Source organism: Bradyrhizobium manausense (assembly GCF_001440035.1).
Classification (GTDB): Bacteria; Pseudomonadota; Alphaproteobacteria; order Rhizobiales; family Xanthobacteraceae; genus Bradyrhizobium; species Bradyrhizobium manausense.
Genome location: NZ_LJYG01000045.1, coordinates 42,187 through 68,192, shown reverse-complemented (window position 1 = coordinate 68,192; position 26,006 = coordinate 42,187). Strand labels below are relative to the sequence as shown.

The following is a 26,006-nucleotide window of genomic DNA, read 5'->3' as shown; positions in this document are numbered from 1 at the left end:
GAGCCGGTGTTGTGAGGAGAGAACGGGCTCTGGCGTCTCGCCGCGTCGACGGTCAGGCAGCTTCCTTGACCTCGATCCTTTTCGGTTCGGGCTTTGCCGGCTTCGGAATCGTGATCTTCAGGACGCCGTTGGCCATCGTCGCCTGAACGGAGGAGGGGTCGATGCCGGGCGGCAGCTGCAGCACGCGAAGGAACATGCCGTAGCTGCGTTCGCTATGCTGGACATTCTTGTCGCTCTTGTCCTTGCCGCCATCCGTGCTCTGCTCCACCTTCTTCTCGCCACGAATGGTGAGCGTATCGTCCTCGATGGAGATGTCGACGTCCTTGCGCTCGAGTCCCGGCATTTCGGCGGTGACTTCGATTGCCTTGTCTGTTTCCGCGATGTCAATGCTCGGCACGAGCTGCTGGCCGTTCGGCATCAAGCCCTGCGAAAACTCGCTGAACAGGCGGTCGATTTCCCGATGCAGGCCGAACAGGCCGAAGTCGGGTCGCATCAGCATTCCTGCATCACGAGATGGGACCAGTGAACGTAACCTCATTTTTGGCTTCTCCTTCCAAGTTTGAGATCCAACAGATTCTAGGGGCTATGCGAGCGGCATTCTCGGCGCGGCTGCGTCATCGCTGGTAGGGGCAATCTACCCGGGGCGAGCAAGCGAGCCATGACGACCGTCAACTTCCGTCTCGAGTTTTCTCCTTGAGTTTTTGAAGCCGGGTTGAGTTAAAATCGCCGCAGATGATCTTTGTGGACGGAGTGAGGAGTGAGGGCGCAGCATTTGTTGCGGCCTCGTTACGGCCGCCCGAGGCGTTCGTCACCCAGCCAGGGATCCGGACGAAGTGAGTGCAATGGCAGATCTTCCGGCCGCTTTTCCAGGTCGATTTCATGAACGTGCACGGCCTGCCCGCCATGCCGCATTAGAATCTCCTGGGCCTGAGCTTCCTTCTCAGGTGCGCGAACCCGAACCCATATCAAGAGGCCATCCCATTCTGCAGCCGGCTCCAAGCCTCTGACGCGCTCACGCCGCAGTAGTCGGTAGATGGGCACTATGACGACGGCGCCTGTGAAGATCCCGATCAGGATCGACCACATGGCGACAGCCATAGCCTCATAGCCTTTGATTATCAGGAAAAGAGCGGAGCCAACCGCTGCGATGCAACCAAGAACGCTACTGGCGACGGCTTCAACACCAAGCAAATCGTCGGCACCAAAGAAGGGCTGTCTCGGCGCGGTCGGCGTGTCGGCGAGATCGGCTGGAGGAATCACAGCGTAATTCAGCCGTCGCTGCACTTCATCGGGAGATGCGCTGATGTCGATGTCGGAGCGATCGAATCCTGACAGAAGAAGATCCTGGGCCGCGTCATCGAGCGCCCGTCGCGAGTGGAACACAGCAGTCACCTCGCGGGTGCGGGTCCGGTCCAGGATCGTGTCGGTGGATCTTGGCATCGACATAGGATGTCACCGTCAAGAGGATCGGTAGTGGAATTCCGATAGCTTCTTCAGCTCTTCCTTGGATGCGCCCGGAAGAGTGATCTTGCTGCCGGTGTCATCGATGGTGAGGCTATCAAACGGGACTGCGACCAGATGGCCACCTACGCCGAGAAAGCCGCCGACCTGCAGAATCGCGAAGTCAAGTTGTTTCTTGTCTTTGGCGGCAATCACGTCATCCAGGCTTCCGATCTTCTCATTCTTGTCGTTGCTAACGGTACTGCCGATCAGCTTGCTCATGCGATAGCCCTGAGCGACGACGTTTAGGTCAACCTTGACGAGAGCTACGCCAGCCTGCGGCAGGGCGGGATTGCTGCTGAGGACGGCCAATATTCCGCCCAGTGCCGCCAAGCTGATCATGAGTTTTGAAAGAGGACGGGGGAGGGTTGCTTCCATGTCTCGCTCCTGTGACAGTTAGTGACATAGCGAGTACCCCCTTTGAACCTGGGGTGCGCTGACCATTGTCAATTTTCGCAGATCCCTTAATCGACACCGGGCTCAGTGCCTTGATTGTCCAACCGTCATGGCTGCGCCTTCGCGGCAGCATACGCCTGGATCGATGCCGCGAGAGGCACGAAGTCGTAGGAACCATCGTGCCGTAATCCGTTGTGAAGAAAGCAGAGGGCCTTTCCGTGCGATGTGGCCCAAGCGCCGTTACGTGTTTCTACGTACGAAAACTTCCCAAGTTTACGAGGTTGTATTGCTGATAGTTGATTGACTGCGAGCGGATCGTTTCTCCCACCGCGAGTGCGCTGAAAAAAAGGACAACGAGATGAAGCCGATAATCCACCCAGCGGACTACTATCGAAGGATGCTCGCCGCACAGCCGCACGCGCTGAAGCGGCTCGATGGGTCGGCGGCGATTGTCAAATTGAGCCGTGATCAGCAGGTTCCGGAAGACGACGGCACCACTGGGCATTGGTACTACGTGATTGCCGGCGCCGCACGATGTTCAACTATCCGCGCCGATGGACGGCGGCAGATCCTGGACCTGATGCTGGTGCGGGATTTTTTCTTTGTCGGGAACAGCCAGAGAGAGGAAGCGATCGAGGCTATTACGGAAGAGACCGTGCTCGCGGGCTATTCGGCAGTGCGGCTTGAGGGTCTCGGCGAGCGCGATCGCGAGTTCGCAAGAGAACTGAGAGAGATCACCTTTCAATCGTTAGAACGTACCCGACAGCAGCTCGTCGTCCTCGGGGGGGTAACGACAGCGGACAAAGTAAGTGCGTTCCTGCTGCTGCTTGAGGAACGCTATGGGGACCAGCGGGGAGACATACGGCTTCCCATCACGCGGTATGATCTCGCCGAGTACCTCGCCGTTTCCGTGGAGACTGTGTGTCGTGCGTTTTCAGATCTGCAGCAGCGCGGTGTCATTGCCCTGATTGGGATTCGAACAGTCCGTATTGTGAATCGCGATGCACTGGAGCATCAAATCGGTAGAAGGTATCCGAACGCCGGTTCTGACACGATCGCTGCCTAACGGCGCTTATGGCGTGGATTCATACCGCGCGGTCAACATAGCTCGACGAATCTCAATTGGACCAAGGCAAGGTAGTTGGAGGCGAGCCTCTCGTAGCGCGTCGCCGACGACGATAAAGCGGACGTAAGCGCGGTTGTCCTGCAAGAGTGATTCTACAAGGAAGATGGCCGTTGCTCGACCTTTGGTACAAGAACGCAGCAATCTACAGCCTCAACGTGGCCACTTACAAAGATGGCAACGGCGATGGCATCGGCGATTTCAAGGGACTGGTGGCGCAGCTTGACCATATTGCTCAGCTAGGAGTGAATTGCCTGTGGCTGCTGCCATTCTATCCAAGTCCAGGACTCGATCATGGTTATGATGTGACGGACTACTACAATGTAGCGCCAGCTCTCGGAACGCTTGGCGACTTCGTCGAATTCAGCCATCAGGCGCGACTGCGCGGCATGAGGTTGATCATCGACCTCCCAATCAATCATACTTCGGAGCGGCATCCGTGGTTTCAGCAGGCGCGGACCGATCCAAAATCACCATTTCGCGAATACTATATCTGGTCAGATGCGGAGCCGGAGAACAGCACCGAGGGCGTCGTTTTTCCCGGGGTTCAACTGAGTGTATGGACCTACGATCTTTCTGCCCACGCTTGGTACTATCATAGATTCTATCAGCATCAGCCTGATCTAAACATCGCCTGCGCTGCCGTCCGTGAAGAGATTTTCAAAATAGTCGGCTTTTGGCTGGAGCTCGGCGTGTCAGGATTCCGCATCGACGCTGCACCGTTCGTCGTTGAGGAGATACGCCCGGATCGTCCAGCAAAACACCGATACGAGTTCTTTGGAGAACTCCGCGACTTTTTGTCGTGGCGCAAGGGTGATGCCGTCCTGTTGGCGGAAGCTAATGTTGCTCCTTCCGAACTTGACCATTACTTCGGCGATGGATCGCGCATACACCTTCTGTTCGCGTTCTTGTTGAACCAGCATTTGTTTCTAGCGCTTGCGCGCGAGAACGCCGAACCCCTGCAGAGGTGTCTGGCCGCGCTACCTCGGCTGCCACCATTCGCTCAGTGGGCCCAGTTCTTGCGCAATCACGATGAACTTGATCTCGGGCGGTTGGCGCCCGAAGAGCGTGAGGAAGTCTACGCCGCCTTTGCTCCAGTTCGAAAGATGCAACTTTATGGCCGCGGGATTCGCCGGCGGCTCGCATGCATCCTTGGCAATGATCGCCGGCGCATCGAACTCACCTTCAGCCTGCTCTTCAGCTTGCCTGGCACACCGGTCATCTATTACGGTGACGAGCTCGGTATGGGTGATGACCTCGCGCTTCCGGAGCGATGGCCGGTGCGAACGTGCATGCAGTGGACCCATGACGAAGATGGCGGGTTTTCTTCTCCGCCGGCTGCCAGATTACTGCACCGCATCATCAATGACGTCGAATACGCTCCGGCCAAGGTCAATGCCGTCGCCCAGCAACGAGATCCGGACTCGCTCTTCAATTGGTTGCGACGCCTGGTCGAAACCCGCCAGTCTTGCCCGGAAATCGGGTGGGGCGATTTGAGTTTGCCGCAAAGCGATCAATCCACAGTTCTGACCCAACAATTCGCGTGGGAGGGCCGATCGGTGTTCACATTGCACAACTTGTCGCAGGCTAAGTGCAATGTCCATGTCACGGGTCTTTCGAAAGAACGCAAGCTGATAGACGTCTTCGGTAATCGCGTTTACCCATCAAACGCCAACCTGGATGATGAGTTTGAACTTGATGGCTACGGATATCGTTGGTTTCGCATGGAATGATGGTGCGCTTGTCTGCCAGAGGCGACCTGCTCCGCGGTAGCTTTCACGAGCCCGCCGGTTCGAATTCAGGCCGCTGAGACGCAAGCGCGGTTTCGAGTATTTCAATGAGGATAGCTCAGATTGCTCCCCTGGCCGAAAGCGTCCCGCCAAGGCTCTATGGCGGAACTGAAAGAGTTGTTGCCTGGCTGGTGGACGCACTCGTCGAGCTTGGGCATGAGGTCACTTTGTTTGCGAGCGGCGATTCCAGGACCCGAGCTACGCTTTTTCCGGTCTGGCCCAAAGCCCTTCGCCTTGGGCGACCACGCTCGGATCCGAACGCGGCTTTGGCCGCCCAACTGGAAGCCGTATCCGATTGCGCTAGCCAGTTCGACGTGATTCACGCTCACATCGATTGGCTACATCTGCCCATCCTCAAACGAGCGGGAGTGCCATTCCTTACGACGATGCACGGCCGGCTGGATCTGCCTGGATTGCCGGCCGTGACCAGCAAGTTTCCAGAAGCTTGTTTTGTATCCATCTCCGATAATCAGCGCATCCCGCTCGCCAGCGCAAACTGGTGTGGAACGGTTTATCACGGTCTGCCCATCGACCAGTTCCGCGCCTCATTGGCTGCCGGATCGTACCTGGCGTTTCTCGGGCGCTTAACCGCCGAAAAAGGCCCCGAAGATGCTATCCGCATCGCTCTCGCCGCAAGAATGCCGCTTCGAATTGCTGCAAAGGTCCCTCGCGCCGAAACAGGGTATTTCAGAGAGAAGATAGAGCCTCGGATTGACGGCAAACAAATCCAGCTGGTCGGCGAAGTAGATGACGAATCGAAACAGCCTTTCCTTGCAGGAGCTGCTGCTTTGCTCTTCCCGATCAAGTGGCCCGAGCCGTTTGGATTGGTGATGATTGAGGCGATGGCCTGCGGAACGCCAGTCATTGCCTACCGGTCCGGTTCGGTGCCCGAGATTATTGAGGAAGGCGTGACAGGTTTCATCGTCCAAAATGAGGACGAAGCAGTTCAGGCTGTAGCGCGGCTTGGGCAAATCGATCGCCGGCGCGTCCGTACGCGCTTCGAAGAGCGCTTCACGGCGGAGCGGATGGCGCGGGATTACTTGGGCCACTATCGAGCCATCGTGGCCCGGTGAGGCTGGACATTCTATGTATCTGCTTTGTTCGACAGCATCGTCGCGAGTGCAGCTATCGGCATGGCACAGCCGGACGGCGGCTCGATGAGCAACGCCACCTTCAATGACCTCGTGCCTCGCCGACCGTGTCGGCCACCCGGGCCCCGCGGGCGCCGATCTTGGTTGGCGGGCCCGTGGTTGTGTCGCGGGCGGTCTGATGCTCCATCTCGGCATCGATCTCGGCGCCAAGAAGGATGACGATGGCCGAGATCCACAGCCAGGTCATAAAGCCGATGACAGCCCCAAGCGAACCGTACGTCTCGTTGAATTTACCGAAGCTCGCGACATACCAGGAGAATAACCCGGATACTGCGAGCCAAAGCAGTGCCGCGATCGCGCTGCCCCACGTCACCCAACGCCATTGGGCCGCCTCTCGGCTGGGGCCGTAGCGGTAGATCAAGGCCAAGGCCAGCGTGAGTAACAGAAACATCGCTGGCCACCTCCCGATGCGGATCAGAAGGTCGCCGGTGTTGGACAAACCAACATAATTGAGGATCACTGGAACAGCGACGATGCAGCCTAAGGCCGCCATCATGAACACGATCCCGCTGACCGTAAAACCCAGGGAAACAGCATTCAGCTTGAAGAACCCGCGCTTCTCGTCTTCGCCGTAAACGATGTTCAACGTGTCGAACAGCGACTTCATGGCGGCATTGGCGCTCCAAAGAGATGTTGCCAGCCCGATCAGGAAGGTGAGGCCGAGCGTGTTGGAGCCTTTCGACGCCACCCGGGTCAGTTGCTCTCTCACGATATCCAATGCCCCGCCAGGTAGGAAGCCGCCAAGCTGATCGAGGTGCTTGCCGATGGTCATGGGATCGGAGAAGAGTCCGTAGATCGCGACCAGCGCCGCAATCGCCGGAAAAATGGCAAGTATGCTGTAGTAGGCCATGCCTGCTGCGAGGGTGAGGACGCGGTGTCTAGAGATGTTGGAAAAGACGCGCAGCAGGATGTCCTTCCATCCCTTCGCGGGGATTTCCGACGGCGAGGTCGCCTGCCGGCCACGATCTTCTTCTGATTCGACGTCCGTGTTGGCTCTCCGAGGCGCCTCGGGAGATTTTTTTGAGTTGGGAATCTGGTTCTGGCTCGTGCCTTCTTGGCCGCCCGGAACCGTGTCAACATTCGTCATGACGCTCTCCGAACCTCCAATCGCATACGGCCGGGCGTGTTCCTTTTTTTGTTCACTGTCGTCGGCTTTTGCACTTTGCCAAACTGGTGCGACGATAGTAGTCGCCTGGAATTAACAGTTGTCAGGGAAGCCGCGTCACAAACTCACTAGTTTCCCAGATCGCCGCCCGGCCCGCGGCAACCATCGGTGATGAGGGCGACCATCAGCGCTCGCGCCAAAGCATACTGGGAGAGCGCTATGTCCAAGCGGCGGCGTCGCTTCAAGCAATCGCGATCATTGGAAGAGCGCCTTGCGGCGGAGGCTGAGCACCTGCGCGAGAAGGCAGTTAAGGCTCCCCCAGGTACCGAGCGGGAAACCCTTCTGCGCAGAGCCCGCCAGTTCGAAGAGGGTATGCACATGAGCGAGTGGCTGAGAACGCCCGGCCTCCAATAGCCGTATTGATCGCGTGATCCCCGAGCCACAAATCGAGGCTTATTCTCGCCAAGCGCGCATCTGTCTTGGGATTGCGCTCGTCGGTGCGATCATTTTCCTTGCCGGCCTGCTTATGACCTTCCTGTAAGGCCGCGTCAGGTTGGCGGCCTCTTTCATTCTCAACGTTCCGCTTATCGACCCAAAACCGAAGCCAGGTCTGGCGTATCGGACGTCTTGGCATGAGTTGCGGCCGAAGTCGCGCAATTCCTCGCCGAGGTCCGTGCGGCTGAGCGCATAGCGGCGCGATCAGGGCAATAACGGCGCCGCCGCCGTACCAAGATGCTCCGCAGCGGCCTGCACGCACGTTGCATGCCTACGGCGTCGCTCCGTAAACGTCAGCGCATCGATCGACGGTCGCAGCTTGTAGCCTGCGGCGGCCAGCCGGGCGCAGAGCTGTGGCACGGACGCTCCTGTCGTATCGTCAACCAGAGGATCGAGGCCGACCACTCGGTTCAATTCGTCAATGAGCCGCAATCCTTCGCTGCGAAGAAGGATCGCGGGAGCTAGGCTCCCCGGGTCATCGATCAGTAGCTCGAGGATGAGCGCGAGGTCCATCATTGCGCCAAGAGTCGCCGGCCACCCGGCGCCTACTGACGCCGACCTGAAGTAAATCAGGGAGGGGTGCGATGCATGGCTTTGGAGCACGGATGCGCACCAGTCGCGGCCGCCATAGAGAACGCGCCTGATTTCCTCGGGGGAGTTCAGGTCGGCGTAACGTTCCAGCAGTCCTAGCGCAGAGGGCGGCTCGCCCGCCGCCGTTGTGAGCTTCAAAATCCCGGAGTCGCGGCGAGAGATGCCCTCCTGCACCTCGAGCAAGTAGGTCACCGCCATCGTCAGGACCGAAAGGCCGGAGAAGCCCGCTAAAACGAGGGCCCAACGCGCGGGTCCTTGCGCCTCGATGCCGCTCAGCCCCACGGTACAGAGGGCGCTTCCGACGATGAACAACGCCTGAAGGAAATCGGGAGACGGAGAGAACGAATACCTCAAGCCATGGGCCACCAGGCCGAAGCCCAGCAAGAGAAGACCCATCCAGATGAAAAAAGAGCCCATCAAGATTGCGGGTGCGAAACTGGTCGAAACCGCACGCTTGCCGCGACGTGTCCACTTCCAGATCGGGACCGCCACCACGAGGAGCCTACGGGCTACGCGCAAAGCGCCTCTGCTCTCGCCAGGGACGACGACCGTGTCGAACACGTCTCGCAGAGCGAGCACGACCAGAACAACACCAGCAGCGATCTCGATTGCCCGCGCGATCACGGCAAGACGCCGCCAGAGGCGCGAGAACCCCACCTGAACACGTCAAGTCTCGCAGCGGGTCACGAGCACCGCTGCACACATTGCGAGCACCGCGATCAGAAAGGTTCCGGCGGACATCGTCCGCCTGCCGTACTCATGTCGGATCAGAAGCATCGGATCACTTCCGATTGTCGATCATGAACCCTGCAGTTTTGTTTTCGTTCCGACACTCTGGACCGGCGATCACTCGCCGCTGGCGGCGGTACGCTATGCCTGGTTAGGTCCGATGTTGGCCAATCTGCGAAGATGCGCCGCCGTCTGGCGGAGGTCCGCTCATCCCTCACGCCGCCACAGCGGAGGAGCTAGTTTGCTCGTTCTGGCGGGCGCGCAACTTGAAGGACAGAACGACCAGCGCAATACCGAAGGCCATCGCGTAGGCTCCCATCCACCACGTAAGGACCACTGCCCCGATCAGCGGCATAGCAACCAGAAGCGCGCCATAAACGAGAGACAACAGCCCGCCCAGAACCATCCACCAGCGGCCATGGTCAAGCTTGAGGCGAAAGGCCGCAGCCATCATCAGCGCGCCTGAGATGATCGCCCAGGCAGCGACCATGAAGACAAAGGCAAGCACCGTCAGGCCAGGCCAGACAAAGGCGGCAACGCCGACGGCGATATTCAGCAGGCCTTCAAATACCAGCAGTCCCCATTGATCCTTCCGTCGCATCGCACGAACGGCGGAAATGATTCCTGCTATGCCGTCGACCAACATGTAAGCCGAGAACAACAACGCCAGCGAAAGCATGGTGGGCCCCGGAAAGAGAAAAGCGAGCAACCCGAAGATAATTCCGAAGATGCCCCGCAGCAGGAACAGCCACCAATTCCTGGCAAGCATCGCGGAGGCGGAGTCGATGTTGAAGTCAGCATTGCTGTTGAACGTCGTGCTGGTCATGTCTAGCTCCAAGAATAGCAGTCGGAATAGCCGTCGGTTCCAGGTCCCCGCCATCCTAGCGACCTGCCGCCACGACGTGCCTTGACAGCTATCAAGCTTTGAGCGCTCCGAGACAATTCGGATCGTAGAGTCTTACGTATTACTTCTAAATGGCAGAACCGCCCTTGAGCAGTACGATGAGCAGGGGCGCGAGTACCTCTGCAGAGGCAAGGAGAAGAGCGTGCCGAAAGACCGTCCCATGAACGGCGTTGAACCCGACAAGTCAGAAGATGACATTCAACGCGAGATGTTGGGGCCGCGCGGCGTTCCCGGAGCGCCAGACCCCGCCAAGATGACGCCGCAGCGCGCGAAGAAGACGCCGCTCTACCATTTGGACCCCGGCCACCCTTCGTAGAGGGGGACGACCGTGCTGATCGGTACCATCGGTGGGAGCGATCGACAGAACTGCTCGGCCTCTTCGTCCGGCCGGGCATTGTGGCCGCTGTGCTGTGCGTGGATCCGCGCCGGCGACGCCTGGTCTCTCATTCGCGTGCAGAAAGAAAGGACCGCTCAGCTGTGTGCTGGCGGTCCAAGTCAAGGGAGGACGCCCGGGGAAAGGGCAGCGATGGTGGACACCGCGTTTGATTGATCGCAAACGCCAAAGGGCCGCGCATTGACGGTTCTCAATGAGATCGCGGTAAAAGTGAAGAGCGTGGGGCCATGAGCGCCGGACACTGCTGACACCAGTCTGGGCGGCAGAACATCCTCCGGCTATATGGTCCCGGCTGACATCGCATGGGAAGAAAGCGTCGGGGGCGTGCGCGCGGTCCGCTCCGATGCCCTGCTGGATTCATGGCCGGCGATCAACCCTCAATTTTCTTGATCGTTGAAATGGGCCACTGACCATCATGTCCAACTATGGATATGCGCAGCCCATGAATGTCGTCGAGAAACAGGCGTTCAATCGAACCTGCCTTACCGTCCGTCAAGATGACAGCGCGCCCTATCAGCTCTTCCTCAGCTTCATGTAGCTCGGCAAGGATGTTCATAGCTCGCTGGTCACCCGTCACTTCGGGCACCGCTACTTGCCGGTGAGCGACTTCATCGCCTCAAGAAGGCGTTCAAGTCTGAATGGCTTTTGAAGCATGACACTGCCCGATACCGGACGCGGCGCGGTGTGAGTGTAGCCGGTCGCGTAGATGACCGGGATACGTGGATTCGACTCCCGACATTTGATGGCTACATCCCATCCCGACAAAGTGCCGGCCAACCTTATATCGGTGAATAGAAGTTCGGGTGTGGCCTGCGCGCAGAGCTGGAGCGCGCGTTCGCCGCTATCGGCCTCCATCACTTGATGTCCGTGCGCCTCCAGAATGTCCACCACCACGTCACGGATCAGGTCTTCGTCCTCTGCTACAAGAACCCGCAAGTTATCCTCCGCTCGCGCTCTTCGTCCACGACATGAGGACCTTGCGCAAAATGGTGGTCCCTTCCCTGCAGGAAAGGGCAGCTCGCCGATGCAGCCAGCAAACCAGCGCATAACAATTCGCCGCCGGTTCCAGCGTTCCTAAGGACACCAGGCCTTATCCCCCCAGACGAGCCGCAGGCAATTCGAGGATTGGTAGGCCGAGATCCCGCGTTCTTTCCGAGGGGCTAGAATAGTCGATCGAGGAGACGTGGCGATGTGACAGTGATCGGACCCTGGCTATCCCGGTTGCGTTCCTCCGCAGCGCTTTCCCGCTTGTTTGGTCGCGGAGTGGTTGGAGCGGCTACTAGGAACGATCCAACAGAAGGTGAGTTCGTCCTCCAGACACAATTGAAAACAAGACCAAGAGGACGAACATGACTCGATCGGTGGAGGAGCTACGACGCGAGTCCGAGCGTAGCCGGGCAGAGTTGGCGGCCACGGTCGACCGTCTGAAGCAGGGGATCTCCGAAACGACGCGGGATCTGCGTCAGATGGTCTCGCCCCAGCACGTCAAATCGGAAGTGTCGGAGTATGTGAGCGACAAAGCTCAAGGCTGGGTCGAAGGGCTCAAACAGCAGGCGATGGACAACCCGATGCATGCGATCGCCGCGGGCACCGCAGTGGCCGTGCCTCTGCTGCGATTGGCGCGAGGTGTACCCCTGCCGCTTCTCATGATTGCTGCGGGCCTCGCTCTTACCTCCAAGAGCGTCCGCGAGCGGGCTGCTGGAGCGGCGTCGCCGCTGGTGGATGGTGCGGGCCGATTCATCGGCCAAACTGCCGAGGGAGTGCAGGCGAAGGCGAAATTTTCCGAATTCCAAGGACGGGCCGCCGGCGCCGTCAACGATGCGATGGACGCGGCCAAGACGGCGGCCGACGACCTCAAGACGCGAGCAACGGAGGCGGCTGGAACAGTAGCTACCAAGATCACCGGGGGAATGGACGCCATCAGGGATTCGGCGACCGCCGCTCCGGAACAGGCGCGCCAGATCGTCGGCGACAATGCCGCGCTGATTGGAGGACTCGGTATCGCCATCGGAGCCATGATTGCGGCCGCGCTCCCGGAAACGAAATTCGAGGACAGGACGGCAGGCCCGACCAGGGACAGCCTTAAGGAGGCGGCAAGCGAAATGGCTCAATCCGGTTTCGCGGCAGCCAAGGAGGCCACGTTGTCTGCCGCCGATGCTGCCACGACATCCGTGAGTGAAGCCGATCTCGGGCGGCACGCGAGCCGCATGACACGCAATCTTGCCGACAACCTCAAGGAGGCGGCGGGCGAGGCCGTCGACGCAGCATTCAGCCCATCCTCAAAATCGAGCACCTGAGAGACAGAACATGAGCGATTCAGATGTGATCAAACCGGCCAACTTCAACAAAGGTAAGAACAACTCCTCCACAAGCCTGAAGGATCAGGTTGGGGACGCCGGGGCCGAGATGAAGCAGCGCGCCACGGAGGCCCTGCAGGCATCGGCGGACATGGCCCGTGACAGGTTCAGCGAAGCCACCGATGCCGCTAAGGACGTCGCGAGTGGTACCGTCGACCAAATTCAAGAGCGTGCGCGGGAACAACAGCGAGCGGGCGCCGATTTCATCGAGCGCCTAGCGGGCAACTTCCGCCAGGCCGCCGGCGCCTTCGAGATTGACGTGCCATTCGCCGCACGAGGGATCAATTCAGCTGCGGACTACGTGGAAGAAGCGGCCGCGAAGGTTCGCGACGGCAGCTTCCGCGAACTCGTGGGCGGTGCGACCGATTTTGCGAAGCGGCAACCCGCGGCATTTCTAGGCCTGTCCGTTTTGGCCGGGTTCGCCGCAGTACGCTTTCTAAAGGCTTCCGGCGGCTCCTCGACCTCACAGCGAACGGGCTCGACGACAGCCGCAGGAGCTGGCTCATCTGGGCAGAGAGCCGCCTACGCGAGTGGCTTCAGTGGCCAAAACTCGACGGAATCCACGACTGGACAGCAGCAGAAGTCACCTTCGGGGAATGGTGGCGCATCATGAGCATCAAGCACGATATCGAAACCGGCGAGAACGATCTTCACAAAATTTCGGGACTCGTCGGCGACGCAATGGCTCAGGTCGCGAAGCTTTTCCAGAATGAGCTTGATCTGGCGAAGGCCGAACTTGCGGAAAAGGTGCAGAGGCTCGGTGGAGCCGTTGGACTATTTGCCGGAGGCGCAGTCCTGGTTATACCTGCCGTAGTGATGGCATTGTTCGCGTTGTCATCGGCGCTGATCAGTGCCGGGTGGTCGCCGACATTGGCCTACCTAAGCGCGGCGATTGTCGCGGCCGCCATATCGGGCGCCTTGTTTGCTGTTGGCGTGAAGCGGCTGGACCCGCGCAACCTCACGCCGCAGGAGACGATACGGCAGCTTGAAAAAGACAAGGACACTGTGAAGGGAATGGTGCGATGAGCGGTGGTGCGCAAACCGGTTTTTTTGACAGTCTCCTCGCTGCGGCCCGAGAAAACCCGCTCTCCGCCGCGCTGATCGGGGCTGGAGCACTCTGGCTGCTGGTTGGCGACGAGAAGATTAAGGGTGCTGCACGATCGGCTGCCAACGTCGCGTCAGATGTCGTCGACACCAGCGCGAGCAATCTTCGGGCTGCCGCCTCGGGCTTGCAGCGGACGGCAGCACCGCCGACTGCCCCGGAGTTTGACCATGACGGGAGCGATGCGGGCGGGACGATACGCGCGGCCGCCGGAACTGCAGCCGACACGATGTCTGATGCGGCGGAGGGCGTCCGGGACCGTTTCGAGGAAGGCGTAGCTTACGCTCGCGAACGGTTCGCCAACGTGGGCACAGCAGAGACCTTGGCGAAAGCTCAGTCTTCGCTCGGCGACATTATGGAGAGGCAACCGCTGGTCATCGGCGCCATCGGCTTGGCCATCGGCGCCGCACTCGCGGGCGCGTTTCGAACGTCTCAGATCGAAGACGAGTACATCGGCGGGGTCAGCGACGAGGTGAAGGATGATCTGAGCAGGCGTGGGACTGCCGTGTCGAAGGCGCTGCGCGAAGCGGCCGATACGCTGGTGGCGGAGGCGGGCGATATGGGTGCCGAGGCGGTGGATCGGATGAAGCAAGCGGGAACGGATGCCGTCAAAGCAGCAAAGGAAAAGGCAAAGCAGTCGTGAGGCCGGACGGCCTTGCGATGGGCCACCATCTCGCAGTTCTAAATCTTGAGCCAGGCAGCCGAAATGAGCCGCGGAATCTCGCGGCGGCATGACTGACAGCAAGGCGCCGCCGGGACGCCGCTGCACGGACTGGGCTTCAGGAGACCTGTCATTTGCTACCCCGGAGATAGCTCGCTTTTGGTCAAAAGCGCCGTGCCGATCGGGCGTTTCCTGTTTACCTTCGCCTTCGGACATCTCGCCGCAACGCCCTAATGGAAGCGATGGGCACAACAACGCACATCGGACGTTCGCCCTATCTTAGTGCGGCGCTGATCGCGTTAACTAGGTCGTTTTCCGTGAATGGCTTCAAAATTATTCGCAGGTCGTTGAATTCCTTCCGGACATTCAGATCACGATAGCCGCTCATGAGGACGACCGGCAAAATTGGCCGCATCGCGCGGATCGCTTTCGCAACCTCGCCGCCGCTCATTTCCGGCATCGCGAAGTCCGCGAGAACGAGATCTATTTCCTGATTGCTTGCGAGCACGCGGAGCGCTGCGCTGCCGCTCTCCGCCGACACCGCTGCATATCCGAGAACATCGAGCATCCTGACCGTGGACCTCAGAACAGCCTTGTCGTCATCCACGACCAGAACACGCAATCGCGTCGTGGTCTGCAGGCGTTTGCTCGCATCAACGGAGTCGGCATGGTGATCGGCAGCGTCGATCCTAGCGCGCGGCAAGAAGACCTTCACCGCAGTACCCTCGCCGAGGCGGGTCTCAATACGCACGCCACCGCCGGACTGTTTAGCAAAACCGAAGACTTGCGCTAATCCGAGGCCCGAGCCCTTTCCCGGTTCCTTCGTCGTGAAAAACGGCTCGAAAACATGCAGCAGAACCTCGTCTGGGATACCGTTGCCGGTATCCTTGATGGCGAGAACCACGTAGTCTCCCGGCGACGGCTCTTCCGGCTGGAATGACTCGCGTTCGATGACGGTGTTGAACGTCTCGATGGTGAGTGTGCCGCCCGGCTGCATGGCGTCCCTGGCGTTGATAGCGAGATTGAGAACGATCATCTCGATTTGGTTTGGATCGACCAAAGCGAGCCAGAGATCCGGAGCAAATATCGTTTTGAGTTGCACCGTTCCGCCTAGGGTGACGCCGAGCAGATCGCCCATTCCGGCGATCCTGCTGTTTAGATCGACCTGGTCGGGCTCAAGCCGCTGTTGCCGCGAAAAGGCGAGGAGTTGCGCAATGAGCTTCGCACCCCGATCAGCAGCAGACCGGATCAATTCGATGCCTTCCTGATCGTAAGGCCCTTGCACCGTATGGGAAAGCAGACGCGCATTGGTGAGCACCACGCTCAGCAGGTTGTTGAAATCGTGCGCCACGCCTGACGTGATCTGCCCGATCGCATCGAGCCGCTGCAACTGCTGGACCTCGGCTTCGGCGATCTCCCGTTTCTCTATCTGAGAGCGCAGCGCGTTATTGGCCTCTTCCAGCTCCCGGGTTCGTGCTTCGACGCGGCGTTCGAGTCTTTTCTCAATACGTTTTCGGTCGGTGACATCGATCACGACACCATAAAACCAAACGGGCTTGTCATTCTCGAACTGCGTCTGGCCACGCGTCGCGATCCAACGCTCCCCGCGGTCATCGCCGAGCACCCGATATTCGACATCGTAAACCCCGTCGCCCCGTGGATCGATACATCGTTGAATAGCAGCCTCGACAGCTCCCACATCCTCCGGATGCACCGCTGTGAGCCAGGTGTCGTAGTCCACGGTCGCATCCGCTGGAAGGCCCCACATTGCCCGGCACTTTTCGTCCCATTTCAGCTCATTGGTTTGAGGGTTCCAGGAATAGCGGCCCAATTCTACCAAGTCGACCGCAGCCTTTAGCCGCGCTTCGCTCTCGCGCAAGGCCGCTTCGGTTTGCGCCCGCTCGATCAAGTCGGCCGCTTCCCGGCCCAGCACATCGAAGCGGCTGAAATCGTCCTTGCTGGGCTCGTGCGGCTCCCGCCAATGGGTCGAGACCATGCCGAGCGCGCGGCCATTGCGAGACTGCAGCGGCGTCGACTGGACCGCGCGCAGGCTGGAGAGGCGGTAGGCCTCCAGGTCCTCGGTCCCCGCCATGAAGGTGCAGGTCTCGGTGTCGCTGACGAGAATGCGCCGTCCTGTCTTCAGCGCTTCGCTGCACGTGCTCGCCGAGTTGCAGTCGACGCGATCCCAGAACGCCGCCGCGTCCGGATGAAAGCCGCGCCAGGCCAGCAGCTTCAAAATCCCCGTATCCGGCTCAAGTATCTGCATGCTCGCACCCTGTGAGCGCATCACCGCCATGGCCGCATCGAGAATTTGCTCGTAGAGAAGCTCAGGGCGGTTGGAGAGCAGCTCCAAGCTGACCTGCTGGAGCTGACGAGCACCTTCGAGCTCTTGCGCGAGTCTGGCCTCGATTTTTCGCGCGCTTTCTTGGGCTTCCGAGAGGTCGCGTGTGCGGTCCTCAATCCCCCGCTCCAGTTCCATGCAGCGGGCTTCTGCTTGATCCAACGCCTCGGTAGTCTGGAAGGTGCCGGCCGCGGTGTGGGAAAGGCTTTGCAACAGGCGGGCATCTTCCGCGTCGAATTGCCCCTCCGGCGTATGCTTCATCGCCCAGAGCGCGCCGACCGGCTTCCCGCGCGCATGCCAGGGCGCCGCCAGGACCTCGTAGACATGCGGTCCATGTCCCGTCATCCCGGGAAAGAGCCGCTCCCCTTCGCGGAACAGGACTACGCTGTCGCGAGCGATCACGGCCTCGCTCAGGCGAGCGTCATCAGGCACGGTACGGCCAGCCTCGGCCGCGAGCTCGCCGCTAACGGCGCGCCAGCGGAAAACCCGGTCGCCACGGTCGGGAAGGCTGATGCCAGCGGAGTCGGCATGGCATAGCAACACGGCCAACTCGGCGCATTTCTGAAGCACGGCACGCGGCTCGGCGGTCATATCCTGAACCAGAGCAGTCAGGGCCCGGTTCTCGGCCTCATAGTCCGGGGCCTTGCACGGGCGCCGGGCCAGCTCCGCCGTAATCACGCAATCGTCAAGTCCATCCAGTGTACTGGTCTGGCCTTCAGGCGTGGTCATGATGACCTCCTGAGATGAGCCAAGAGTGCTCGCGAACCCTGACGCATTCAATGTGCAGCGAACTGGCTCCGGCCAAGTGGCCACCTCGATCTCGATGATGGCATCGCGGTCCAGATGCGGTGGCATACGGACTGATCGCCAGCACAATGAGCAGTGATAGCGCGCCGTTCCTAGATTGGCGCGACTGGTAATGACTTATGTTGGCCCGGAGGTCCCCGGCGAGCGATTGCAAGCAAGCGTCTGATGGGCTTTTGGTGCGGCATGGCTGTGCTCCCCAACTATGCAGGCGGGAGCTCGCTCGGTCTCTCAGCCACCGGTGCCTACGGACAAAGCCTCGACCGATGATAGAAGCAAGCTACCACAGGTCGTACTGGACCGAAAGGCGACGGCGACAGATGGAGGAGGGAGCGCTCAATTACTCACTTGGCTTGGACTGCCGTGAACCCGACGATCGTCTTGGGACAGGATAGATAGGCCGACGTGACGATCCTCTGGACTAACGAGCCGAATTTTGCGCGCTGACGCGCCACACCGTGTTGCCGGTATCGTCGGCAACCAGCAGCGCACCGGTGCGGTCAAGCGCTACGCCCACGGGGCGACCATGCACCGTATCGGTATCATTGCCGAGAAATCCGCTGACGACCGGGATGGGTTTGCCCTCCGGTCGCCCATTCACCAGCGGCACGAAAATGACCTGGTAACCGTTGACCGGGCTGCGGTCCCAACTGCCGTGCTCGCCGACAAAGATGCCGTTGTCAAACTTCGGAGATAGCGTCTCGCCTTTGCTGAATGCAAGGCCGAGCGCGGCCACGTGAGAACTTAGGCCGTAGTCGGGCTTGACGGCCTTGGCCACAAGGTCAGGTCTCTGCGGATGGACTCGGACGTCAATGTGCTGGCCCCAATAGCTGTAAGGCCAGCCATAGAAGGCGCCCTCCTGCACCATTGTGAGATAGTCCGGGACAAGATCCGGGCCGATCTCGTCCCGCTCGTTCACCACCGCAAACAACCGGCCAGTTTCGGGATCGACCGCCAGATTAGTTGGATTGCGCGTACCCGAAGCAAAGATGCGCTTGGCACCAGTCTGGCGGTCGACCTGATAAATCGCGGCGCGACCCTCTTCGGCGTCGAGGCCGTTTTCGGTGATGTTGCTGTTCGACCCGACCCCAACGTAGAGCTTGGATCCATCGGAGCTCGCTGCCATCGCCTTCGTCCAGTGGTGGTCGATCGGTCCGGCAGGAAGGTCCGCAAGCTGCGAACCTGGCTCGGTGATCTTGGTCTGTCCGAGCGTGTATTTGAACGCCATGATTGCGTCCGTGTTGGCTACGTAGAGTGTGCCGTCCACATAAGCCACGCCGTAGGGCGAGTGGAGGTGGTCGACGAGTATTGTTTGCTGCTCCGGCGTTCCATCTCCGTCGGCATCGCGAAGCAGTGTGATGCGGTTACCGCCCTTGCCGGCGGTTCCGGCCCGCGCCTTAACCTTGCCTTGGATGAAGTCCTTGGGCCGGAAAGGTGTGGTGCCGGGGCTGTTGCCCTCGACAACGAGGACGTCGCCGTTCGGCAGAGGATAAACGATGCGAGGATGCATCAGCCCTGTCGCCATTGCCTGAACTTTCAATCCTCCCGCGACCGTTGGCGTCTCCCCTGGTTTCCAGCCAATCTCCTTGGGAACGCTCATGGGTGGCAACAAGTAGTTCTGAGGCTCCGGCAGATAGGGATCCGACCCGTATTGCCGCATTGGATCACCGCCTTGGTCGCTGCAGGCGGTCAGCGCGAGGAGGGCGCAGAGGGCTGGCAAGGCTCGAAGCATTGCATGGGTCACAGGCTGTCTCCGGTCGCGGTGGTACGAACCGTTGTCACCTTCCAACCGGTGGCGGCGGCCATCAGGAGCAGAATCGTCACGATCGCGGAAAGCGAAATCCCCTGCGGCACTACCGAGGTCCAGGCGTCGCGACTGTGAACGAAGACATTCACGAGCGACAGCAGCGCTGCCGCTGCCACGAGCAGGAAGGGGATCCAATTGATCCGTCCAGCTCGGCTGGTGAGAAAATCGATGATCAGGATGATGGTGGCGAACAGAGCCAGGACCAAGCCTGCCGCGATCAACCATGTTGACGAATTGGCCCACTGCCAGTTCGACGTATTCCAGTACATGATATCGGTCGCCAACCCTGCGATCAGCAGGGTTGATCCGGCACCGATGAAGCCGGGATGCAGCAGTGATCTGGGAGCGGCTCCGGGCGCCAATCTCGACATTTGTCCTCCGAAGGCATCGCCGCCGCGCCAAGCCGGCGCATTCGCTGAATTCAGACGTGGCGGGAACGCGGGAGCACTCGGGCAGTTCCTACCTACCGGCGGGGGCGTTGGCGACCATCGGTTAAGCGCGGGCCATCAGCCGTTCTGGATGGTGGAGGAGTTTGAGCTCGTTCAATTTCGTCCGTTCCGTGGTCGATCCGGCCATGGAACTCGCGGGCGCGGTGGGTGTTGCATGGCCGCGGCAGCAGGAGCGAGTAGGAGGGCATGTGAACCGACGCCAGCTTGTTCAAGGGTCGGCAGTGCTGCCGGCGTTGCTGCTCGCTTCGCGCAGCGGTTTCGCCGCGGCGCCGGATGGTGTGTTTGGGCCGTCGACGGTGAGGGACTTGGCCCGCATGCTGGCGGGCAAGCCGTACGAGGCTCCCGACGAAAAGCTTCCGAGCGAATTGAGGGACTTGGATTACGATCAGTACCGTTCGATCCGCTTTTTGCCCGAACGGGCGCTTTGGCGCGACAAGAATCTTCCATTCGAGGCGCAGTTCTTTCATCGCGGCTTCTTCTACAAGAACAAGGTGACGATCTTCGAGGTCGCCGACGGAAAGGCAACCGAGATCAAGTACCGCAAGGCGGACTTCTCGTTCGGCGAGAAGGTCCCGGCGTTCGAAGACATCGATCTCGGGTTTGCCGGCTTCCGCATACACTCGCCCATAAACCGCCCCGACTATTACGACGAGGTCTGCGTCTTCCTCGGCGCGAGCTATTTCCGCGCCGTGGCCAAGGGGCAGACGTACGGGCTTTCCGCCCGGGGGCTTTCGATCGATACGGGTGAAGCCAAGGGCGAGGAATTTCCGCTCTTCAAGGCCTTCTGGCTCGAGCGGCCGGCATTGGGTGCGACCTCGCTGGTGATCCATGCTCTGCTCGATAGCAAAAGCTGCGCAGCGAGCTACCGGTTCACCGTGCGGCCCGGGGACACGACGGTGTTCGATGTCGAGATGTCGGTTTACCCGCGAGTCGAAATGCAGCGCGCCGGCCTCGCACCCATGACCAGCATGTTTTTCTACGGCCCGAACGACCGCAACGACATCGACGACTTCCGTCCGTCCGTCCACGATTCCGATGGGCTTGCGATCTTCAACGGAAAGGGCGAAAGCCTCTGGCGCCCACTCAGCAACCCTCGCGATCTGCAGATCAGCACCTTTCAGGATCTCAATCCGCGGGGGTTTGGCTTGATGCAGCGCGAGCGAAATTTCTTCGCCTACCAAGACATCGAATCCGGCTTCGAGAAACGCCCAAGTCTGTGGATGGAGCCGATCGGTGACTGGGGCGAGGGCGGCGTCGTGCTGTTCGAGATCCCGACCAAAGAGGAAGTCCACGACAACATCGCCGCGTTCTGGCGGCCGAAAACCCCGCTCCAGGCTAAAGGCGAACACAACTACACCTATCGGCTGCATTGGGGACCGGATAGCCCAAAACCGCATTCGCTCGCCAGATTCACCCGAAGCGGCATCGGCGCGAGGGGCGAGGACGCGCGCCTCTTCGTGCTCGATCTGGTCGGCGACAACCTCAAGGGCATCGATCCTGCGGCCGTCAAGGGCGTGGTGACGGCGGAGAAGTCCGAGGTGAAGAACATCGTGACGCAGCCCAACCCGTACACCGGCGGCTGGCGGCTCAGCTTCCAGTGCCAGGTGAAAGGCGAGCCGATCGAGCTGCGCGCGTTTCTCACCCAAGGCGACAAGCCCTTGTCGGAAATCTGGGTCTACCGATGGGCACCCTGACTGCACCGCAGCCGATGGCTGGCGATGTCGCGACCCAGCGCCTGCTGCCGCGCGAGGCCCCACTTCCGATGGCTGCTGGCGACCTCGGAAAGAGCCGGATACCGGACCGTCTTCCTGCGGCGGCTGTGCCCGCGTTGGCCTGGCGACGCGGCGTCATCCTTGTCTCCACGGCGGCGCTTACGGGAGCGGGTGGCTACGAGATGTATCGCGTGCTGCAGGTCGGCGGCGTTACCATCCTCGAAGCCATGGTGCTGGCGCTCTTCTTGGTTCTGCTCGCTTGGGTCGCCTTTTCTTTCGCGTCTGCGTTGGCCGGCTTCTTTGTGCTGCTGGCCCATCGTCCGGACGGGGACGGCCCGGCGACGGAGCTGCCTGCCGTCGCAAGCCGCACCGCTATGCTGCTTCCCACCTACAATGAAGACCCGCACCGATTGACGGCGCGGCTTCGTGCGATGATCGAATCCTTGGAGGCGACATCGCACCAAAAGCTGTTTGACTGGTACGTTCTGAGCGACAGCACTGATCCGGACATCTGGGTGGCCGAAGAAAAAGCCCTGCTCGCGTTGCGACAGGCCGTTGGAACGCGGCTGTATTATCGCCACCGGGCCGACAACACGGCGCGGAAAGCCGGTAACATCTCCGACTGGATCACGCGGTTCGGTGGCATCTACGACTTCATGATCGTGCTCGATGCCGACAGTCTGATGAGCGGGCGGACCATCGTCCGATTGGTCCATGCTATCGAGAGCAACCCGAGCGCCGGGCTCGTCCAGACGCTTCCCATGGTCGTGAACGCGCGAAGCCTGTTCAGCCGCGTCCAGCAATTTGCGGGCCGCCTGTACGGCCCCATGATCGCGGCCGGCGTGGCGTGGTGGCACGGCTCGGAAGGCAATTACTGGGGCCACAACGCGATCATCCGGGTGAAGGCTTTCGCGGAATCGGCCGCGCTGCCGCAGCTGCGCGGACGCAAGCCATTCGGCGGCCACATCCTGAGCCACGATTTTGTCGAGGCCGCACTGATGCGGCGGGCCGGATGGGGCATCTACATGCTGCCGACGCTTGGCGGCAGCTACGAAGAGGTGCCGCCCTCGCTCCTCGATTTTGCGGCGCGCGATCGACGCTGGTGCCAAGGCAATCTTCAGCATCTCGCTGTCGTGCCGGCGCGAGGTCTGCATTGGGTGTCGCGCCTGCATTTCATGGTGGGAATCGGGGCATATCTGACCGCACCGCTGTGGCTGCTCTTCCTGCTGCTGGGCATGCTGATCTCGCTGCAGGCCCGCTTCGTGCGGCCGGAGTATTTTCCGAAGGGGTTCTCGTTATTTCCGACCTGGCCGGCCCAGGATCCCGTACTCGCCATTTGGGTGTTCGTCGCCACCATGGGTCTGCTGCTGCTACCGAAGCTGCTCAGCCTAATCCTGCTTTGCGTGCGGGGTTCGGCGCGACGCCAATTCGGCGGCGCATTGCGAGCCTTGGCCGGTCTTTTCGCAGAGATCATCGTATCCGCGCTGATGGCACCGGTGATGATGATCTTTCAGTCGATCGCGGTGGTCGAGATTCTGGCCGGTCGCGATGCGGGCTGGCAGACGCAAAGGCGCGACGACGGCACGGTGGAGCGCCGCGAGCTCTATCGGAAATACGGCGTTCCAACCCTGTGCGGCGTGGCGATGGCGGCAAGCGCCTACGCCGTTTCGCTGCCGCTTCTGCTCTGGATGTCGCCGGTTATCGTCGGACTGCTGTTCGCCGTTCCCATCGGCGCGCTCACCTCCCAGCCCATCTCGGGCAATTTGTTTGTCACCCCCGAAGAACGAGAGCCGCCTCCGATCCTGCGTCGGGCGAACGAATTGAGCGCGTCGGCGGATGCAGGGATCAAACCCGCGTTGGTGGAGCTGCGCGAAGACCCTGCGCTCCTGACCTTCCATCTCGCGCAGCTGCCGCCCCCCCGCGCCGCCAGGCCCGACAAGGTCGACCCCAATCTGGCGGTCGGCCGTGCCAGGGTCGATGCGAGCGATACTTTCGAGGAGGCCGCAGAACATCTGTCTTCGCGGGAGGTCTTTTCGATCTTGAACGACGGTTCGGCGCTCTCGACCGTGTTGAAGAAGCGATGAAGGTTTGGTCTGCCGGCGCGTCTATCGGCGAGAGGCAAGGGTTGGGCTCGAAGCCCTTGCTTCGATTGCGCCGCCCCTGCAGCGCCGCTCCCAAAGGCGAGGGCGCTGATGGGCGATCTGCAGGGAACGGGTCAAAGCCGTTTGGGGCGCGCCCCAAGGGACAGATAAATCCTTGATCGGCTTGGGCTCTGCCTCGTCGCCCAGGCAGGGCCGGTCGGGCCGGGAAGGCTCCCTCGATCTTGACCTTTGGCCTCATTCGCAGTAGATACCCCGCACTCGCAGCCGGCCCGTTAAACGCGGATCTCCGGCGCGGCTTTGAAATCCCCGAACATCAGAGCCCGGTTTTCCGGCTCATCCTTCGAGACAGAGGGCTGGGCCACAGGCGGCTGTTCGGATCCCTGAAATCCTTATTGGCGTCTCAAACGATGGCAGTCAGCCCGTTCAAGTTCTTGCAGGAAGTGCGCTCGGAGACCGCCAAGGTCACCTGGCCGACCCGTCGTGAGACCACGATCACCACCATCATGGTGTTCGTGATGGTCGCCGTGGCCTCGATCTTCTTCTTCGCCGCCGACCAGATCATCCGCTACCTCATCACCTTCCTTTTGGGCATTCACTGATGGCAACAGCCGCCGCAACCCAATCGTCCGACAAGCGCTGGTATATCGTCCACGCTTATTCGAACTTCGAGAAGAAGGTCGCCGAATCGATCCGCGAGCAGGCCAAGCAGCGCGGGCTCGAGGAGCTGTTCGAGCTGGTGCTGGTTCCGACCGAGAAGGTCACGGAAGTGCGCCGCGGCCGCAAGATCGACGCCGAGCGCAAGTTCTTCCCGGGCTACGTGCTGGTGAAGATGAAGCTGACCGACGAGGCGTTCCATCTGATCAAGAACACGCCGAAGGTGACGGGCTTCCTCGGCGCGGAAAACAAGCCGATGCCGATCTCGGAATCCGAGGCCATGCGCATCCTGCACCAGGTGCAGGAAGGCGTGGAACGGCCGAAGGCGTCGGTGTCGTTCGAGATTGGCGAGAACGTGCGCGTGGCCGACGGCCCGTTCGCTTCGTTCTCCGGTGTGGTCGAGGAAATCGACGAGGCGCGCTCGCGCGTGAAGGTCGCCGTGTCGATCTTCGGCCGCGCCACGCCCGTGGAACTGGAATTCGGTCAGGTCGAGAAGGTCTGACCGTTCGTCATTGCCGGGNCCATCCCCTTCGCAGAAGTTCTTGCGAAGATTGATGGATGCCCGGGTCAAGCCCGGGCATGACGGAAGTGGAGGCGGCGACGTCTCTAGTGAGAGGCCGTGGGAGGGAGAGGGCGGTTGCCAGCCGCATCCGACCCAGACCACGAACCTGAACCGCCGGCGTCAGCCGGCACAACAGGAGTGATACATGGCAAAGAAAGTGACCGGATACCTGAAGCTTCAGGTCCCGGCCGGTGCGGCGAATCCCTCGCCCCCGATCGGTCCCGCGCTTGGTCAGCGCGGTCTCAACATCATGGAGTTCTGCAAGGCGTTCAACGCCCAGACCCAGAAGGAAGAGAAGAACACCCCGATCCCGGTGATCATCACCATTTACGCGGACCGTTCCTTCACCTTCGAGATGAAGACGCCGCCGATGTCCTACTTCCTCAAGCAGGCCGCCAAGATCCAGTCCGGCTCGAAGGCGCCGGGTCGTGACAAGGCTGGCAAGGTGACGCGCGCGCAGGTGCGCGAGATCGCCGAGAAGAAGATGAAGGATCTCAATTGCGACACCATCGAATCGGCCATGAAGATGGTCGAGGGCTCCGCCCGTTCGATGGGTCTGGAAGTTGCGGGGTAAGCGGTCATGGCAATCGGAAAGCGTTTGAAGAAAGCCCGTGAAGGTGTTGACCGCGAAAAGCTTTACCCGCTCGCGGACGCCATCAAGATGGTCAAGGAACGCGCCAAGGCGAAGTTCGACGAGACCATCGAGGTCGCGATCAATCTCGGAGTCGATCCGCGCCACGCCGACCAGATGGTCCGCGGCGTCGTGACCCTGCCGAACGGCACCGGCCGTACGCTCCGCGTCGGCGTGTTCGCCCGCGGCGCCAAGGCTGACGAGGCCAAGGCCGCCGGTGCCGACGTCGTCGGCGCCGAGGACCTGGTCCAGAAGGTGCAGGAAGGCACGATCGATTTCGATCGTTGTATTGCGACCCCCGACATGATGCCGCTGGTCGGCCGCCTCGGTAAGGTGCTTGGCCCGCGCGGCCTGATGCCGAACCCGAAGATCGGCACCGTGACCATGGACGTCACCGGTGCGGTCAAGGGGGCCAAGGGCGGCTCGGTCGAGTTCCGCGTCGAGAAGGCCGGCATCCTGCAGGCTGGCGTCGGCAAGGCCTCCTTCTCAGAGGAGAAGCTGGTCGAGAACATCAAGGCGCTCGCTGATGCGGTCGCCAAGGCAAAGCCGGCCGGCTCCAAGGGCACCTACATCCAGCGCGTTGCGGTGTCCTCGACGATGGGCCCGGGCGTGAAGGTCGAACCGGGCACCATTCTCGGTTAAGTCT

General features: G+C 60.8%; 25 protein-coding genes. 14 read left to right on the top strand and 11 right to left on the bottom strand.

Translation table 11 applies throughout. The features are described from left to right. Positions 1-52: 52 nt before the first annotated feature. The 3 genes from AOQ71_RS10630 to AOQ71_RS10620 all read right to left on the bottom strand — a co-directional run bounded on the left by AOQ71_RS10630 (position 53) and on the right by AOQ71_RS10620 (position 1,878). Entirely contained in the window at positions 53-493 is a 441-nt protein-coding gene (locus AOQ71_RS10630; protein WP_245316833.1) for an Hsp20/alpha crystallin family protein, read from the bottom strand. 293 nt (positions 494-786) lie between these two features. Then, a complete protein-coding gene (locus AOQ71_RS10625) occupies positions 787-1,446 on the bottom strand; it encodes a hypothetical protein (protein ID WP_057745598.1) in 660 nt (219 codons plus the stop codon). 12 nt (positions 1,447-1,458) lie between these two features. Then, the gene (locus tag AOQ71_RS10620) at positions 1,459-1,878 is read right to left on the bottom strand and encodes a PRC-barrel domain-containing protein (protein ID WP_063958221.1); all 420 of its coding nucleotides are present in this window, start codon (positions 1,876-1,878) and stop codon (positions 1,459-1,461) included. A 376-nt stretch (positions 1,879-2,254) separates the two neighbouring features. Between AOQ71_RS10620 and AOQ71_RS10615 the strand changes: the two genes are divergently transcribed. The 3 genes from AOQ71_RS10615 (at position 2,255) to AOQ71_RS10605 (ending at position 5,882) form a co-directional block, all read left to right on the top strand. Next, entirely contained in the window at positions 2,255-2,962 is a 708-nt protein-coding gene (locus tag AOQ71_RS10615; protein ID WP_057745592.1) for a replication/maintenance protein, read from the top strand. 170 nt (positions 2,963-3,132) lie between these two features. Continuing rightward, positions 3,133-4,752, top strand: coding sequence for an alpha-amylase family protein (locus AOQ71_RS10610; protein ID WP_057745589.1), 1,620 nt, complete (start codon positions 3,133-3,135; stop codon positions 4,750-4,752). Positions 4,753-4,856: 104 nt separating this feature from the next. Continuing rightward, positions 4,857-5,882 (top strand): glycosyltransferase family 4 protein, encoded by a 1,026-nt coding sequence (locus AOQ71_RS10605; RefSeq protein WP_057745586.1) that lies wholly within the window; start codon positions 4,857-4,859, stop codon positions 5,880-5,882. Between the two features lie 100 nt (positions 5,883-5,982). On the opposite strand, the gene AOQ71_RS10600 is transcribed toward AOQ71_RS10605, so the two are convergent. The 3 genes from AOQ71_RS10600 to AOQ71_RS10585 all read right to left on the bottom strand — a co-directional run bounded on the left by AOQ71_RS10600 (position 5,983) and on the right by AOQ71_RS10585 (position 9,706). Further along, positions 5,983-7,047 carry a YihY/virulence factor BrkB family protein gene (locus tag AOQ71_RS10600; RefSeq protein WP_083514106.1) on the bottom strand — a complete coding sequence of 355 codons (1,065 nt, stop codon included), beginning with the start codon at positions 7,045-7,047 and terminating at the stop codon, positions 5,983-5,985. 717 nt (positions 7,048-7,764) lie between these two features. Beyond that, positions 7,765-8,775, bottom strand: coding sequence for a hypothetical protein (locus AOQ71_RS10590; RefSeq protein WP_157083474.1), 1,011 nt, complete (start codon positions 8,773-8,775; stop codon positions 7,765-7,767). A gap of 319 nt (positions 8,776-9,094) precedes the next feature. Further along, on the bottom strand, positions 9,095-9,706 hold the full coding sequence (locus AOQ71_RS10585) for an HdeD family acid-resistance protein (RefSeq protein ID WP_057745576.1): 612 nt from the start codon (positions 9,704-9,706) through the stop codon (positions 9,095-9,097). 238 nt (positions 9,707-9,944) lie between these two features. Here AOQ71_RS10585 and AOQ71_RS46265 point away from each other — a divergent pair, with 238 nt between their 5' ends. Next, positions 9,945-10,100, top strand: coding sequence for a hypothetical protein (locus AOQ71_RS46265; protein ID WP_167353971.1), 156 nt, complete (start codon positions 9,945-9,947; stop codon positions 10,098-10,100). A gap of 448 nt (positions 10,101-10,548) precedes the next feature. Here AOQ71_RS46265 and AOQ71_RS43010 read toward each other — a convergent pair whose 3' ends face one another. Then, the gene (locus AOQ71_RS43010; protein WP_083514119.1) at positions 10,549-10,734 is read right to left on the bottom strand and encodes a photosystem reaction center subunit H; all 186 of its coding nucleotides are present in this window, start codon (positions 10,732-10,734) and stop codon (positions 10,549-10,551) included. A 32-nt stretch (positions 10,735-10,766) separates the two neighbouring features. Further along, the gene (locus AOQ71_RS10580) at positions 10,767-11,114 is read right to left on the bottom strand and encodes a response regulator (protein ID WP_057745572.1); all 348 of its coding nucleotides are present in this window, start codon (positions 11,112-11,114) and stop codon (positions 10,767-10,769) included. Positions 11,115-11,527: 413 nt separating this feature from the next. Between AOQ71_RS10580 and AOQ71_RS10575 the strand changes: the two genes are divergently transcribed. Genes AOQ71_RS10575 through AOQ71_RS10560 form a run of 4 tightly spaced genes read left to right on the top strand, consistent with a single transcriptional unit; the run spans position 11,528 to position 14,280 of the window. After that, on the top strand, positions 11,528-12,475 hold the full coding sequence (locus tag AOQ71_RS10575) for a DUF3618 domain-containing protein (protein WP_057745570.1): 948 nt from the start codon (positions 11,528-11,530) through the stop codon (positions 12,473-12,475). A 10-nt stretch (positions 12,476-12,485) separates the two neighbouring features. Continuing rightward, positions 12,486-13,148, top strand: coding sequence for a hypothetical protein (locus AOQ71_RS10570; RefSeq protein WP_057745565.1), 663 nt, complete (start codon positions 12,486-12,488; stop codon positions 13,146-13,148). Continuing rightward, positions 13,145-13,561, top strand: coding sequence for a phage holin family protein (locus AOQ71_RS10565; RefSeq protein WP_057745562.1), 417 nt, complete (start codon positions 13,145-13,147; stop codon positions 13,559-13,561). The genes AOQ71_RS10570 and AOQ71_RS10565 overlap by 4 nt, the downstream gene beginning before the upstream one ends. Next, complete coding sequence (locus tag AOQ71_RS10560; RefSeq protein ID WP_057745559.1) at positions 13,558-14,280, top strand: hypothetical protein; 723 nt, start codon at positions 13,558-13,560, stop codon at positions 14,278-14,280. Before AOQ71_RS10565 ends, AOQ71_RS10560 begins: the two co-directional genes overlap by 4 nt. A gap of 292 nt (positions 14,281-14,572) precedes the next feature. Here AOQ71_RS10560 and AOQ71_RS10555 read toward each other — a convergent pair whose 3' ends face one another. The 3 genes from AOQ71_RS10555 to AOQ71_RS10545 form a co-directional block, all read right to left on the bottom strand. Continuing rightward, positions 14,573-17,368 carry a response regulator gene (locus tag AOQ71_RS10555; RefSeq protein WP_162268344.1) on the bottom strand — a complete coding sequence of 932 codons (2,796 nt, stop codon included), beginning with the start codon at positions 17,366-17,368 and terminating at the stop codon, positions 14,573-14,575. Between the two features lie 496 nt (positions 17,369-17,864). Further along, a complete protein-coding gene (locus tag AOQ71_RS10550) occupies positions 17,865-19,187 on the bottom strand; it encodes a PQQ-dependent sugar dehydrogenase (protein WP_057745552.1) in 1,323 nt (440 codons plus the stop codon). Next, positions 19,184-19,612, bottom strand: a complete 429-nt coding sequence (locus AOQ71_RS10545) for a DUF2231 domain-containing protein (protein WP_245316832.1) — start codon at positions 19,610-19,612, stop codon at positions 19,184-19,186. Before AOQ71_RS10545 ends, AOQ71_RS10550 begins: the two co-directional genes overlap by 4 nt. Before the next feature lie 275 nt (positions 19,613-19,887). Here AOQ71_RS10545 and AOQ71_RS10540 point away from each other — a divergent pair, with 275 nt between their 5' ends. The 6 genes from AOQ71_RS10540 to rplA all read left to right on the top strand — a co-directional run bounded on the left by AOQ71_RS10540 (position 19,888) and on the right by rplA (position 26,002). Continuing rightward, positions 19,888-21,393 carry a glucan biosynthesis protein G gene (locus tag AOQ71_RS10540; protein ID WP_057745892.1) on the top strand — a complete coding sequence of 502 codons (1,506 nt, stop codon included), beginning with the start codon at positions 19,888-19,890 and terminating at the stop codon, positions 21,391-21,393. Beyond that, the gene (gene mdoH / locus AOQ71_RS10535) at positions 21,381-23,495 is read left to right on the top strand and encodes a glucans biosynthesis glucosyltransferase MdoH (protein WP_057745531.1); all 2,115 of its coding nucleotides are present in this window, start codon (positions 21,381-21,383) and stop codon (positions 23,493-23,495) included. Before AOQ71_RS10540 ends, mdoH begins: the two co-directional genes overlap by 13 nt. A 425-nt stretch (positions 23,496-23,920) precedes the next feature. Then, positions 23,921-24,112 carry a preprotein translocase subunit SecE gene (gene secE / locus AOQ71_RS10530; RefSeq protein ID WP_007611620.1) on the top strand — a complete coding sequence of 64 codons (192 nt, stop codon included), beginning with the start codon at positions 23,921-23,923 and terminating at the stop codon, positions 24,110-24,112. Next, complete coding sequence (nusG, locus tag AOQ71_RS10525; RefSeq protein ID WP_015685389.1) at positions 24,112-24,669, top strand: transcription termination/antitermination protein NusG; 558 nt, start codon at positions 24,112-24,114, stop codon at positions 24,667-24,669. Before secE ends, nusG begins: the two co-directional genes overlap by 1 nt. Positions 24,670-24,874: 205 nt before the next feature. After that, entirely contained in the window at positions 24,875-25,303 is a 429-nt protein-coding gene (gene rplK / locus AOQ71_RS10520; protein ID WP_057745528.1) for a 50S ribosomal protein L11, read from the top strand. Positions 25,304-25,309: 6 nt separating this feature from the next. Then, positions 25,310-26,002 carry a 50S ribosomal protein L1 gene (gene rplA / locus AOQ71_RS10515; RefSeq protein ID WP_057745525.1) on the top strand — a complete coding sequence of 231 codons (693 nt, stop codon included), beginning with the start codon at positions 25,310-25,312 and terminating at the stop codon, positions 26,000-26,002. The last annotated feature ends 4 nt before the right edge of the window (positions 26,003-26,006 follow it).